The sequence below is a fragment of the Pseudomonas sp. BP11-1-1 genome, assembly GCF_052112105.1.
GTDB lineage: Bacteria > Pseudomonadota > Gammaproteobacteria > Pseudomonadales > Pseudomonadaceae > Aquipseudomonas > Aquipseudomonas alvandae.
Map to the genome: position 1 here is coordinate 1 of NZ_JAUTYU010000023.1, position 12,739 is coordinate 12,739.

Sequence of the window (12,739 nt, forward strand, 5' to 3'; positions counted from 1 at the left end):
ACACCACCCCGTCCCAGCACTCCCGCACGAAGGCCTGATCGCCGTGATCGCCCCCGCCGGCCCCGCACCCCTGGACACGGAAAAAGCCATCCAATGGATGCGTGCAAGGGGCCATGAACTGCGAATCTTCCCCGGCGCCTACGAAAAAGACGGCTACCTCGCCGGCCCCGACGAAATCCGCCTCAATGACCTCCACGCAGCCTTCGCCGACCCTGAAATCAAAGCCATCATCTGCCTACGCGGCGGCTACGGCACCCCCCGTCTGCTCGACCGCATCGACTTCGCCCTCATACGCCGCAACCCCAAGCCATTCGTAGGCTACAGCGACATCACCGCCCTGCACCTCGCCATCAGCCGCTACGCAGGCTTCGTCACCTTCCACGGCCCGCTGCTAAACGCCGACCTCCTGGGCGACAAGGAACCCCCGACCGTCACCTCATTCTTCAGCCTGCTACGTGGACAAGTGAAAGCCGGCAGCCTGCTGAGCCATCCCGCGGCCTACCCATTGACCACCGTCGAGCCGGGCGTCGCCCACGGACGCCTGCTGGGGGGCAACCTGTCGATGATCGCCGCTACCATGGGCACGCCTTATCAGATCGACGCCGAAGGGGTGATCCTGTTCATCGAAGATGTCAACGAACCGCTGTATCGCATCGATCGACTGCTGACCCAACTGCGGCTGGCGGGCACCCTGGCGAAATTACGCGGGGTCCTGGTAGGGGATATAGCGGGGGTAGACCTCGAGGCGTTGAACCGGTTGCTCAAGCAAACCTTCGCGCCGTTGCGCATCCCAGTGTTGTCTGGCTGGCGCAGCGGGCACTGCGATCCGAACCTGACCTTGCCCATGGGCGCGTTGGTGACGCTGGACGCGGGGGAGAAGAAGTTGGTGTTGGAGCAGGATGTGGTGGTCAGTCTTTAGTTCTTTATTGCCTGATAGTCAGTCATCGCGAGCAAGCTCGCTCCCACAGGTTGACCGAGAACACCTGTGGGAGCGAGCTTGCTCGCGATGGCATCAGCCGCCAATTCAACGGCTACGCAACGCCTCCAGCAACTTGTGCGTCGGATACCCATCCGCCGGCCAGCCAAACGATTGTTGCGCACTGCGGATCGCCTTGCGGGTGTTGGCGCCGATGATGCCGTCGGGGTTGCCCGCGTCGTAGTTGTGCTTGCCCAGCAGCACCTGCAATTCGATACGTTCGCTGCGGCTCAGCGGCAGGTCTTCCTTGGGCCACTGACCGTAGACCAGGCCTCCACCGTTGAAGCGCTCCGACAACAGCCCAACCGCCAGCGCGTAGGACGACGAGTTGTTGTACTTGAGGATGGCGCGGAAGTTATCGAAGATCAGGAACGCCGGGCCACGATGGCCTGCCGGCAGGAGGAGGGACGCCGAGAGTTGCTTGTCATCCGGCGTTATCGGCAGGCCACCATATTCTGAAACGCCCAGTCGCTCCCATTCAGCGACAGGCTTGCGGATCGTGCCATCGGCCAGCGTGTAGTCGAAGCCCTCGTTGAGCGAGACCTCGAAACCCCATCGTTGGCCACGCTGCCAGCCGGAGCTCTGCAGATAGTGCGCGGTCGACGCCAGGGCATCGGTTGAGCTGCCCCAGATGTCGCGGCGACCGTCGCCGTCAAAGTCCACCGCATGGGTGTTGTAGGTGGTCGGAATGAACTGGGTCTGGCCCATGGCCCCAGCCCAGGAACCGAGCATTTTTTCCGGTGTGATATCGCCCTGTTGCAGGATCTGCAGCGCGGCGATCAGTTGGGCATGGGCAAAGGCCGGACGCCGTCCCTCATAGGCCAGGGTTGCCAGGGAGTTGATGACGGACTTGGTGCCCTGGAACTGACCGAAGTTGCTCTCCATGCCCCACACCGCCACCAGCGCCGCGCGATCGACGCCATAACGCTGCTCGATGTTTTGCAGGACCTGGGCGTTCTGTTGGATCAGGCTCTTGCCTTTATTGACCCGCAGCGGCGACAGCGCGCCGTCGAGGTATTCCCACACGGGGCGGGTGAATTCCGGCTGGCTGCGATCGGCCTTGATGACGCTCATGTCCGGGCTGACACCGATGAACGCGCGATCGAACAGATCGCCGCGGATCCCGGCGGCCAGCGCCTCTCGGCGAAACCCGGCCTGCCATTCGGCGAAGGTCTGGGTCGGTACGATGTCCAGGTCGTCACTGGTCGGCATGATCGGCGGCACGATGGCGGGGGCGGTCACGGCGGGTGCGGGCTGCAACGGTTGGGCGTCGGCGGCGGTAGGTTTTTCGGCGCAGGCGACAAGCAGGGCGACGCTTGTGGCAACAATCATTTGGCGCAGTGGCCAACGATGGGAAAGACAGAAGGGCATGCACGGGTCCAGAAATACAAATCAGGTGCCGACCTTAACATGCGAAAGGGGCGTAGGGCTTGTCTGGGTGCTTCAAGCCGCCAGAAAGCAAGAAGCCTCCCAGTTGTCAGACTGGAAGGCTTCGCGGCGGTAGCTGCCCTTGCCCTTGGCGGGTCGTTCCTGGCGGCTGCGGAACAGGGGTTGGGCGACGATGGACTTGGCCTTGTTGGGGCCATGCCTGGATGGCTTTTTGCTCATGATCGGATCTCTCGTGGGGTGGTTTTGCGGGGGAAATCATGGGGCAGGGTGGGATGGTTGTCCAGTCTTGTGGCGAGGGGATAAATCCCCTCGCCACAGGTATTGCGATGCGCTTTCAAGGGAGGTTTATTCAGCTGGCAGTGGCAACCGCTGGCCGGCCATTAACAACGACAACCGACTGAGGCTCATCCACGGCGAGCCGGCAGCCTGGCCCTTGATCTGCGCATCGATGCGCTGGGCTTCCAGCAGCAGTTGTGCCCAGCGTGACGCCGAGTACCGCTGCAGGGCTTTGCTCATCAGCGGTTTGCGTTTATCCCACACGGGCGGACGGGCCTGGCTGAAGGCCTTGTCCAGAGGCACGCCCTGGCTGTATTGCAGCGACAGGTTGGCCAGCAGCCGCAGCTCCCGGGCCAGGGCCCAGAGAATCACCGGTGGCTCGACGCCTTCGCCCCGCAGGCCTTCGAGCATGCGCAAGGCATGGGCGGCTTCGCCGTTGAGGATCGCATCGGTCAGCCCGAAGACGTCGAAGCGGGCGCTGTCGGCTACGGCGGCCTGGACCGTTTCCACGGTGATCTGCCCGCCTTCGGCCATCAGCTTGAGCTTTTCGATTTCCTGGGCGGCGGCCAGCAGGTTGCCTTCGACCCGGGCGGCGATCAATTCCACCGCGTCCTGGCTGGCCGACAGCCCGGCCTGGGACAGACGCTGGCGGATCCAGCTCGGCAACTGGCTGACGTCCACCGGCCATATCTGCACGAACTGGGTCTGCGGCCCTTCGACCAGGGCCTTGCCCCACTTGGTTTTCTGCGCACTGCCGTCGAGTTTCGGCAGGCTGATGAGCAGTACCGTGTCTTCGGCCGGTCGCGAGCAATATTCGATCAGTGCGGCGGCACCTTTGTCACCGGGTTTACCTGAAGGCAAACGCAGTTCCAGCAGGCGTTTCTCGGCAAACAGCGACATGCTTGCCCCGGCCTGCAACAACGTACCCCAGTCAAAACTGGCGTCGGCGGCGAACACCTGGCGTTCGTCGAAACCTTGCTGGCGAGCGGCGGAGCGGATGGCGTCGGCGGCTTCCTGGCACAGCAGCGGGTCATCGCCGCTGATGATATAGACCGGCGCGAGGGCGCCTTGCAGGTGTTTGCCGAGTTGCGCGGGAGCGAGCTTCATAAGGGTAGGCGAGCGGGGCGCCAAGGCGCCCCGCAAGGCTTATTGAGCTGGAATTTGCATCGGCGACTGTTGCGGGGTTTCCGCCTCAGCCTTGCGTGCCGCTTCCAGTGCGTCGGCTTCTGCCTTGGCCTTGGCGTCGGCGGTCTGCTGCAATTGCTCCAGCTGGGCGGGTGTCAGTTGCTGCAGGCGCAGCATCATGCGCTGAACCATGTCGCGGCGCATTTCTTCGCGTACTTCGCTGGATTCCTGATCGGAACCCACGATGTTGTTGCCGTCATGCAGATAGACTTTTTGCACCTGGAGCTTGTCGTCCATCAACACAAGGTCGTTCTGGCCGCGGATTTGATAGTTCAGCACGTTGTTCAGCTCATATTCGGCTGAACGACCGGCACCGGCATAGCTCAGGCTGCGCTGGTTTTGCTGCTCGCGGGTCAAGACCAGCTTGTACGGCGCACCGCTGTGGACCTTCACGCCGCTGTTTTCCAGCGCATCGCGCAATGCTTTTACTGTTTCGCCATAAGCATCGCGTGCGCTGAGGTCCAGCTCGGTGATGGCCAGGTCGGTGCTGCCGGTACCGCGCAGTTGGAAGCCGCAGGCACTCAGCAGGACCGCGAGGCCCATAACCAGCAGATTACGTTTGATCATCTTGTTGCTCCCCTTGAAACCCATGGGCCGAGCGTGCGGCCCCGCAGGTCATGTTCGGCGCCGGGCCCCTGGCCCGGTCGCCTGATCCAATTAGCTTGCGACGATATTGACCAGCTTGCCGGGCACGACGATCACTTTACGGATCGTCAGGCCATCGACAAAGCGCAGCACGTTCTCATTGGCACGCGCCGCGGCTTCGACTTCTTCGCGAGTGGCGGCGGCCGGCATTTCGATCTGGCCGCGCAGCTTGCCATTGACCTGGATGACCAGGGTCAGGCTGTCCTGCACCAGCGCGGTTTCGTCCACCAGCGGCCAACGGGCGTCGATCACCGGGTCGGCGTGACCCAGTTGATTCCACAACTCGTGGCTGATGTGCGGAGTGATCGGTGCCAGCAGCAGCGTCACCGCCTCCAGGCCTTCATGGATCAACGCGCGATCCTGCTCGGTGCCTTGGGCGGCTTTTTCCAGTACGTTCATCAGCGTCATCACCTGGGCGATGGCGGTGTTGAATTTGTGGTTCTGGCCGACGTCATGGCTGGCCTGCTTGATGGCCAGGTGGATCGCGCGGCGAACGGCTTTCTGCTCGTCGTTCAGGCTGGCCACGTCCAGTTTGCCCGGCAGGCCCTGGGTGACGTGGGCCTGGGCCAGGCGCCAGACGCGCTTGAGGAAGCGGTGCGAGCCCTCGACGCCCGAGTCGGACCATTCGGCGCTCATGTCGGGCGGCGAGGCGAACATCATGAACAGGCGGCAGGTGTCTGCGCCGAACTGGTCGATCATCGACTGTGGGTCGACGCCGTTGTTCTTCGACTTGGCCATTTTCTCGGTGCCGCCGATTTCCACCGGCAGGCCGTCGGCGATCAGCTTGGCGCTGATGACCTTGGCCTTGCTGTCGCGTTCGAGTTCGACGTCGCTCGGGTTGAACCAGGTGTAGGCACCGTTGGCTTCGCGACGATAGTAAGTCTCGGCGATCACCATGCCCTGGGTCAGCAGGTTCTTGAACGGCTCGTTGGAGCTCACCAGGCCTTCGTCGCGCATCAGCTTGTGGAAGAAACGCGCGTAGAGCAGGTGGAGAATGGCGTGTTCGATGCCGCCGATGTACTGGTCCACCGGCAACCAATGGTCGGCCGCGGATTTTTCCACCAGGCCGCCTTCAAAGTGCGGCGAGGCGTAGCGCGCGTAGTACCACGAGGACTCGACAAAGGTGTCCATGGTGTCGGTTTCGCGCTTGGCCGGTGCACCGCATTTCGGGCAGTTGCACTCATAGAACTCGGGCATGCGCGCCAGGGGCGAACCGGCGCCGTCGGGTACGACGTCTTCCGGCAGGACCACGGGCAGTTGATCTTCCGGCACCGGTACGTCGCCGCAGGTGTCGCAATGCACGATCGGGATCGGGCAGCCCCAGTAGCGCTGGCGGCTGATGCCCCAGTCGCGCAGGCGGAACTGGGTGCGCGAGGCGCCGAGGTTCTTCTTGATGAGGGCCACTTCGATGGCATCGAACGCGCCGGCGAAATCCAGGCCGTTGAACTCACCGGAATTGATCAGCTCGCCGTGCTCACCGTAGGCGTCTTGCCAAGGTGCCGGGGTCTGGTCGCCGGCGCTGGTGCGCACGACCGGTTTGACCGGCAGGTTGTACTTGTGGGCGAACTCGAAATCGCGCTCGTCGTGGGCCGGAACGGCCATCACCGCGCCGTCGCCGTAGTGCATCAGCACGTAGTTGGCGACCCACACCGGCAGTTTCTCGCCGGTGAGCGGGTGCTCGACGAACAGTGAAGTCGGCAGGCCTTTCTTCTCCTGCGTGGCAACGTCGGCTTCGGCGACGCTGCCGCCCTTGCATTCGGCGATGAACGCCTGCAGCTCGGGGTTGTTCTGCGCTGCCAGGGTCGCCAGCGGATGCTCGGCGGCCACAGCGACATACGTCGCGCCCATCAGGGTGTCCGGACGGGTGGTGAAGACTTTCAGGGTGCCGGCTTCGCCAATGGAGGCGACGTCGTACGGGAACTGCACTTCCATGCCCCGGGACTTGCCGATCCAGTTGCGCTGCATGGTCTTGACCTGCTCGGGCCAGCCGGTCAGCTCGTCGAGGCTCTCCAGGAGTTCATCCGCGTACGCGGTGATCTTGAAGTAGTACATCGGGATCTCGCGCTTTTCGATCAGCGCGCCGGAGCGCCAGCCGCGGCCGTCGATCACTTGCTCGTTGGCCAGTACGGTCTGGTCCACCGGGTCCCAGTTCACGGTGCCGTTCTTGCGGTAGATCACGCCTTTTTCGAACAGGCGGGTGAACAGCCATTGTTCCCAGCGGTAGTAATCAGGCTTGCAGGTGGTGACTTCGCGGGACCAGTCCACCGCCAGGCCCAGGCTGCGCAGCTGGGACTTCATGTAGGCGATGTTTTCGTAGGTCCACTTGGCGGGGGCCACGTTGTTCTTCATCGCGGCGTTTTCCGCCGGCATGCCGAAGGCGTCCCAACCCATGGGTTGCAGGACGTTCTTGCCTTGCATGCGTTGGTAGCGGGAGATCACGTCGCCGATGGTGTAGTTGCGCACGTGCCCCATGTGTAGCTTGCCGCTGGGGTAAGGGAACATCGACAGGCAGTAGTACGTCTCCTTGCCTGGCTGTTCACTGACTTCAAAGGACTTTTGCTCGTCCCAGAACGACTGGGCGGCGGCTTCGATTTCACGGGGCTGGTAGTGTTCGTGCATGGCTACTTTTGTACTGAATGGGGTGGCCCAATCCTCTTCGTTGCCATGCTGGACGCGGACGACGCCGAATGCGGCGTTCTCAATGCCCAGCCAAGCTGGAAGTGGAGTTACAGGAAGCGCCGTAGCATACATGACCGCGCTCTGCCGAGGGAAACCCTGATTGCTGCCGAACCATTGCCGAGCCTTGCAGACCTTCGCCGACGACCGGTGTTCAGGGCCGTTGGTCGCGGCGCGCTGCCGGTTTGCCCAGCGAAGCTAAGCTTCTCAATGGGGAGTGAGTCTTATCTTCAATGAGGTGAGGGATGGTTGAATCACAACGAAAAGTCGCTACACCTGAGTTATACGAAAAACTGATCGATCGTCTCGGGGTGGCCCTGGACGCTGCAAGAACCGCCGGTCGCTTGCGTGATGAACGCCCGGCAGAGCTGGAACTGCGCGGCTTGAGCCCCGCAGAGTTCGAACTGGTCAAGGCCTACCTTGAGCAGGTCGGGCACCAGGGACCTGCAAGCGGGGCCCAGGCAAACAAGCGTCTCGATGCGCCCCGTTCGGCCAAAGTTGTCTGGCTAAAGGACCGGACGCCCGACAAGGATGCTGTAAAGGTCCGGTCATTGCAGTTCAAGTAACGCCGGATTCACGCGTGTCGCTTTTTTTTGATTCGATGTTTTTGGAATCTGTTGTCGCTTTGCGTCAACCCACCTAGGCTTCGGGCATCTATGGAGATGCCCGATGCCGTTTCGCTATTTCATCAAACAACTTTTATTGCCGCCCGGCATTCTTCTACTGCTGTTGGCGCTTGCCTGGTGGTGGCGTCACTCCCGGCCGCGCCTGGCCCGGGTGTGTTTCGCCGCGGGGTTGGGGGGCTTCTGGCTATTGAGCCTGCCGGTGGTGGTGCAATGGAGCGCCTGGACATTGGAGCGCGAGGCGCCGCTACTGCGCAGCGAATGGGCGACCCTGGCCCAGCGCGCCGACGCCATTGTGGTGCTGGGTTCGGGGCGTGAGCGCGGCGACCTGGCGTGGGGCGCCGACCAGCCCACCGGTATCGGCCTGGAGCGCCAGCGTTATGCCGCGCGGCTGGCCAAGGCGTCCGGTTTGCCGGTGCTGACCACCGGTGGCCTGCACTACGGCACTCCGCCCAGCGAGGCGAAGCTGATGGCCGACTCGATGCTCGACGACTTCGGCGTGACCGTGCGTTGGCAGGAGGAGCGCAGCCGCACGACATGGGAAAACGCTCAGATGAGCGCGCAGATTTTGCTGCCCGAAGGGGTGAAGCGCGTGGTGGTTGTGACCCAGGCCTGGCACATGCCACGCGCGGTCTGGAGTTTCGAACGGGCAGGTTTCGAGGTAATCCCGGCGCCGGTGGGCTTCCTGGGCCAGGATAACGCCCGGCCACTGGGCGGCTGGATGCCGGAATTCAAGTCGATCTGGCAGTCGGGGCAGCTGATGAATGAAGCGGTGGGACTGGTGGGGTATTGGTTGTTCTACCGCTGATTTATCAAGGTGAACGCTATTGTGGCGAGGGAGCTTGCTCCCGCTGGGGCGCGAAGCAGCCCCTAAAAAGCGGGGCCTGCTGCGCAGTCCAGCGGGAGCAAGCTCCCTCGCCACAGGTTTTTCATCCACATGGGGAAGGAATCAAACGGTCTTGGCCATCCGTCCCGCCATCAGCGCCCAGCCCAGCAGCAACACGCACAAGATGATCAGCGGCCACGAGCGCCATTGCAGGTAAGGCGTCAGGTCGTGCATCGGCACCACGTCGCCATAGAGGATGCCGCGTTCGAATTGCGGGATGCTGGCGGTGATCTGGCCAAACGGGTTGATCAGGCCGGTGACGCCGTTGTTGGTGGCGCGAATCATCCAGCGACCCGCCTCCAGCGCACGCATCTGCGCCATCTGCAGGTGTTGCAACGGGCCGATCGAGGTGCCGAACCAGGTGTCGTTGCTGATGGTCAGCAACAAATCACTGCGCGCCGAAAGGCTGGCGGCGAATTCCGGGTAGACCACCTCATAGCAGATAAAGGGCGCGATCTGGTATCCCTTGGCCTGCAGCAACGGCTGGTCAGCCGGGCCACGGGCAAAATCCGACATGGGCAGGTCAAAAAACGCGATCAGCCCGCGCAGCAGGTCCTGCAGCGGCACGTACTCGCCGAAGGGCACGAGCTTTTGCTTGAGGTAAGTCCCGTCGCCTTCACCCGTTACGGTGATGCCATTGAAGTAGCGTTTTTCGTGGCGCACCAGTTGGCGAATCGGCACGCCGGTAATCAGCGCCGAGTGCCGCTCGGCGGCAAAACTGCCCATCATGTCCAGGTAGCCCTGGGCGGACTCCTTGAGCACGGGCACGGCGGTTTCCGGCCAGATCAGCAGGTCGACACGCTTGGAGGTGAAACTCATGTCGCGGTACAGCGCCAACTGGGCGTTGAGCTGTTCCGGGTCCCATTTCATGCTTTGTTCGATATTGCCCTGGATCGCGGCGACGCTCAGCGGATCGCCCGAAGGACTGGTCCAGGCATGCCCTTTAAGCGCCATGCCGGCGAGCCATGGGCCAACCAACAGCGCCACGCCCGCGACGATGAAGCCTTTGCGCCCGGACCGCACCAGCCGGGGCGCGTTGTACAGCAGCGCGGCGGTCAGGGCCAGGGTGAAGGAAATCAGCCACATCCCACCCAGCGGCGCGAGGCCGGCCAGTGGGCCGTCGAGCTGGCTGTAGCCGGAGTAAAGCCAGGGGAAACCGGTCAGGAACCAGCCGCGAAACGCCTCCTGGCCCAGCCACAGCGCGGCGAACGCCAGGGCATCGGCCAAGGGCGCTTCGCTGCGCCGCAGCCAACGTGCCCAGAGCCAGGCGGGCAGGGCAAAGAACCAGGCGATGGCGGCGATGAATAACAGCATCAGCAACCCGGCGAGCAACACCGAGGCGCCACCGAAGTTATGGATGCTGACATAGATCCAACTGGTGCCCGCGCCAAACAGGCCGAAACCGAAACACCAGCCACGTCCCAGCGCCTGGCGTGGCGAGAGCTCGCGCAAGCCCGCATAGAACAGCCCGACCGCCAGCAATGCCAGCGGCCAGATATTGAAGGGCGCCAGGGCCAGGGTGGTGATCGCGCCGGCCGCCACGGCCAGCAGGTTACCGGGCCAGCCGGGGCGGGTTATCCAGCGCATTTGAATCCTTAGCGGGTCTCGCAGGGTTTAACGGGCAATGGGTGACAGGCGCAGCAGATGAATCCGGCGGCTGTCGGCATTCAGGATGCGGAAGCGCCAGGAACCGATCTCGGTGGTTTCGTTACGCTTGGGCAGGTGTCCGAAAGCACTCATCACCAGGCCGCCGACGGTGTCGAACTCATCGTCGGAAAATTCGCTGTCAAAAAACTCGTTGAAGCTATCGATCGGCGTCAGCGCCTTGATCAGGAAGTCGCCGCTGGGCAGTGGCTTGATATAGCTGTCTTCCTCGACGTCATGCTCATCCTCGATGTCGCCGACGATCTGTTCGAGCACGTCTTCGATGGTGACCAGCCCAGCCACGCCGCCGTATTCGTCGATGACGATGGCCATGTGGTTGTGGTTGGCGCGGAATTCACGCAACAGAACGTTCAGGCGCTTGGACTCGGGCACGAAGGTGGCCGGACGCAGCAGGTCCTTGATGTTGAAGCTGTCGCCGTTCTCCTGGAGGATCAGCGGCAGCAGATCCTTGGCCAGCAGCACGCCCATGACATCGTCATGGCTTTCGCCGACGACCGGGTAGCGCGAGTGGGCGGAGTCGACCACGGCGGGCAGGAACTCGCGGGGTGTCTGGGTCGCCTTGATGCTGATCATCTGCGAGCGCGGGACCATGATGTCCCTCACTTGCAGGTCAGCGACCTGGATGGCGCCTTCGACGATGGCCAGCGCTTCGCTGTCCAGCAGTTTGTTCTGGTGTGCATCGCGCAGCAGCTCAAGCAGCTCCTGGCGGTTTTTCGGCTCATGGGCAAAAGCCTGGGTGAGCTTGCCCAGCCATGACTTATGCCCGTTGGTCGATCGATCTTCGCTCATAGCGATTACTCTGAATCCTTTGTCGTTACAGTTGATGTATCAATGTTCGTCGTCGGCGTAAGGGTCGGGATGCCCCAGTTCGGCAAGCAACGTCCGTTCCAGTCCTTCCATCTCCTCGGCTTCGTCATCTTCTATATGGTCGTAACCCAATAGATGCAAGCAGCCGTGAATGACCAGATGTGCCCAATGGGCTTCCGGGGACTTGCCTTGCTCGGCGGCTTCACGCTCCACCACCGGGACGCAGATCACCAGGTCGCCCAGCAATGGAATGTCGAGCAACTCGTCGGGAACGTCGGCGGGGAAGGACAGCACGTTGGTGGCGTAGTCTTTCTGTCGCCAGGTGCGGTTGAGCTCACGGCCTTCGGGTTCGTCCACCAGGCGAATGGTCAGCTCCGAATCGGCGCTGCGCTGGCGCAAGGCCAGCTCGCACCATTGACGGAACAGGGCCTCGCTGGGGGCCGTGTGGTCGCTGGCCAGTTGCAGGTCGAGTTCAAGCATTGCGGCCATTGCCTTTGCTGCCGGCCAACTCTTCCTCGGCGCGATGCTCGAAACGCTCGTAGGCTTCGACGATGCGCTGCACCAACGGATGGCGCACGACGTCCTTGGGCATGAAATGCGTGAAGCTGATGCCCGGCACGTCCTTGAGGACCTGGATCACGTGGTTCAGTCCGGACTTGGTGCCACGGGGCAGGTCGACCTGGGTGATGTCCCCGGTGATGACGGCGGTGGAGCCGAAGCCGATCCGCGTCAGGAACATCTTCATCTGTTCGACCGTGGTGTTCTGGCTTTCATCGAGGATGATGAAGCTGTTGTTCAGCGTGCGACCGCGCATGTAGGCCAGCGGCGCGACCTCGATGACCTGGCGCTCGATCAGCTTGGCGACGTATTCGAAACCGAGCATTTCGTACAGCGCGTCATAGAGCGGACGCAGGTATGGGTCGATTTTCTGGGCCAGGTCGCCGGGCAGGAAGCCGAGCTTTTCGCCCGCCTCGACAGCCGGACGCACCAGCAGGATGCGTCGTACCTGTTCGCGCTCCAGCGCATCGACGGCGCAGGCCACGGCCAGGTAGGTCTTGCCGGTACCGGCCGGGCCGATGCCGAAGTTGATGTCGTTGGCCAGGATTTCCTTCACGTAGCGCTGCTGATTCAAGCCGCGTGGGCGAATCATGCCTTTTTTCGTGCGCAGGGCCACGGCAGGTTCGGAAGGGGCGTGGTTGTCGAGTTCTTCGACCGCCGATTCCTGCAGGAACAGGTGGACCATGTCCGGAGACAGCTCGCTCGCCTTGGTTTCCCGATAGAGGCGGCGCAGCAGGTTTTCCGCGGAGGAGGTGTGCTTGGGTTCGCCGATCAGCTCGAACTGGTTCCCGCGGTTGCGGATCTCGATGGCCAGGCGCTGTTCGATCAAGCGCAGGTGCTCGTCGAATTGCCCGCACAGATTGGCGAAGCGGCGAGCCTCAAAGGGCTCGAGTATGAAACGATGAGGTTCGATGGGTGCGTTCAAGGTCGTTTTTAGCCGCCCAGGGGCAATTAAGGTGAAATCAAGGATAACGCCAGTAGGCTGGGTGCGAAAGCTCTTAAACGGGCGAATCTGATCACAGGGCTTGCCACGGCCACTGTGGGAGCGAGCTT

Annotated in this window: 12 protein-coding genes; 3 read left to right on the forward strand and 9 right to left on the reverse strand. The window is 62.6% G+C overall.

The features are described 5' to 3' along the window. Nucleotides 1-919, forward strand: a 919-nt coding sequence (locus Q7C33_RS25995; protein WP_407684370.1) for a S66 peptidase family protein, incomplete at its 5' end; no start/stop codon positions are given. 105 nt (nucleotides 920-1,024) lie between these two features. Here the strand turns inward: Q7C33_RS25995 and Q7C33_RS26000 are convergent. From Q7C33_RS26000 to leuS, 5 genes are all read right to left on the reverse strand, one after another. Beyond that, complete coding sequence (locus tag Q7C33_RS26000; protein ID WP_407684371.1) at nucleotides 1,025-2,347, reverse strand: lytic murein transglycosylase; 1,323 nt, start codon at nucleotides 2,345-2,347, stop codon at nucleotides 1,025-1,027. Between the two features lie 72 nt (nucleotides 2,348-2,419). Continuing rightward, the gene (gene arfA / locus Q7C33_RS26005) at nucleotides 2,420-2,584 is read right to left on the reverse strand and encodes an alternative ribosome rescue factor ArfA (RefSeq protein WP_030140368.1); all 165 of its coding nucleotides are present in this window, start codon (nucleotides 2,582-2,584) and stop codon (nucleotides 2,420-2,422) included. A 126-nt stretch (nucleotides 2,585-2,710) separates the two neighbouring features. Beyond that, a complete protein-coding gene (holA, locus tag Q7C33_RS26010) occupies nucleotides 2,711-3,748 on the reverse strand; it encodes a DNA polymerase III subunit delta (protein ID WP_181289421.1) in 1,038 nt (345 codons plus the stop codon). Between the two features lie 39 nt (nucleotides 3,749-3,787). Next, the gene (locus Q7C33_RS26015; RefSeq protein WP_030140366.1) at nucleotides 3,788-4,393 is read right to left on the reverse strand and encodes an LPS-assembly lipoprotein LptE; all 606 of its coding nucleotides are present in this window, start codon (nucleotides 4,391-4,393) and stop codon (nucleotides 3,788-3,790) included. Nucleotides 4,394-4,483: 90 nt separating this feature from the next. Beyond that, on the reverse strand, nucleotides 4,484-7,090 hold the full coding sequence (gene leuS, locus Q7C33_RS26020; RefSeq protein ID WP_030140365.1) for a leucine--tRNA ligase: 2,607 nt from the start codon (nucleotides 7,088-7,090) through the stop codon (nucleotides 4,484-4,486). Nucleotides 7,091-7,392: 302 nt separating this feature from the next. On the opposite strand from leuS, the gene Q7C33_RS26025 reads away from it, so the two are divergent. Next, nucleotides 7,393-7,713 carry a hypothetical protein gene (locus tag Q7C33_RS26025; RefSeq protein ID WP_198796720.1) on the forward strand — a complete coding sequence of 107 codons (321 nt, stop codon included), beginning with the start codon at nucleotides 7,393-7,395 and terminating at the stop codon, nucleotides 7,711-7,713. 103 nt (nucleotides 7,714-7,816) lie between these two features. After that, on the forward strand, nucleotides 7,817-8,578 hold the full coding sequence (locus Q7C33_RS26030) for a YdcF family protein (RefSeq protein ID WP_407684372.1): 762 nt from the start codon (nucleotides 7,817-7,819) through the stop codon (nucleotides 8,576-8,578). Nucleotides 8,579-8,719: 141 nt separating this feature from the next. Here the strand turns inward: Q7C33_RS26030 and lnt are convergent, their stop codons facing one another. From lnt to Q7C33_RS26050, 4 genes are read right to left on the reverse strand one after another with little or no spacing between them, the layout of a single operon-like run. Further along, entirely contained in the window at nucleotides 8,720-10,243 is a 1,524-nt protein-coding gene (gene lnt / locus Q7C33_RS26035) for an apolipoprotein N-acyltransferase (protein WP_217860397.1), read from the reverse strand. Between the two features lie 27 nt (nucleotides 10,244-10,270). Next, nucleotides 10,271-11,110 (reverse strand): HlyC/CorC family transporter, encoded by an 840-nt coding sequence (locus tag Q7C33_RS26040; protein ID WP_030140361.1) that lies wholly within the window; start codon nucleotides 11,108-11,110, stop codon nucleotides 10,271-10,273. Between the two features lie 39 nt (nucleotides 11,111-11,149). Beyond that, nucleotides 11,150-11,608: an rRNA maturation RNase YbeY gene (gene ybeY / locus Q7C33_RS26045; protein WP_030140360.1), complete on the reverse strand. Its 459-nt coding sequence runs from the start codon at nucleotides 11,606-11,608 to the stop codon at nucleotides 11,150-11,152. Continuing rightward, nucleotides 11,601-12,611 carry a PhoH family protein gene (locus Q7C33_RS26050; protein ID WP_407684373.1) on the reverse strand — a complete coding sequence of 337 codons (1,011 nt, stop codon included), beginning with the start codon at nucleotides 12,609-12,611 and terminating at the stop codon, nucleotides 11,601-11,603. Before Q7C33_RS26050 ends, ybeY begins: the two co-directional genes overlap by 8 nt. Nucleotides 12,612-12,739: the final 128 nt, after the last annotated feature.

What these genes read in the sequence shown, in the direction of transcription:
- Q7C33_RS26030 (WP_407684372.1), top strand. Translation starts at nt 7,817, where the DNA reads ATGCCGTTTCGCTATTTCATCAAACAACTTTTATTGCCGCCCGGCATT.
- Q7C33_RS26040 (WP_030140361.1), bottom strand. Translation starts at nt 11,110, where the DNA reads ATGAGCGAAGATCGATCGACCAACGGGCATAAGTCATGGCTGGGCAAG.
- Q7C33_RS26025 (WP_198796720.1), top strand. Translation starts at nt 7,393, where the DNA reads ATGGTTGAATCACAACGAAAAGTCGCTACACCTGAGTTATACGAAAAA.
- lnt (WP_217860397.1), bottom strand. Translation starts at nt 10,243, where the DNA reads ATGCGCTGGATAACCCGCCCCGGCTGGCCCGGTAACCTGCTGGCCGTG.
- holA (WP_181289421.1), bottom strand. Translation starts at nt 3,748, where the DNA reads ATGAAGCTCGCTCCCGCGCAACTCGGCAAACACCTGCAAGGCGCCCTC.
- Q7C33_RS26015 (WP_030140366.1), bottom strand. Translation starts at nt 4,393, where the DNA reads ATGATCAAACGTAATCTGCTGGTTATGGGCCTCGCGGTCCTGCTGAGT.
- Q7C33_RS26000 (WP_407684371.1), bottom strand. Translation starts at nt 2,347, where the DNA reads ATGCCCTTCTGTCTTTCCCATCGTTGGCCACTGCGCCAAATGATTGTT.
- arfA (WP_030140368.1), bottom strand. Translation starts at nt 2,584, where the DNA reads ATGAGCAAAAAGCCATCCAGGCATGGCCCCAACAAGGCCAAGTCCATC.
- leuS (WP_030140365.1), bottom strand. Translation starts at nt 7,090, where the DNA reads ATGCACGAACACTACCAGCCCCGTGAAATCGAAGCCGCCGCCCAGTCG.
- ybeY (WP_030140360.1), bottom strand. Translation starts at nt 11,608, where the DNA reads ATGCTTGAACTCGACCTGCAACTGGCCAGCGACCACACGGCCCCCAGC.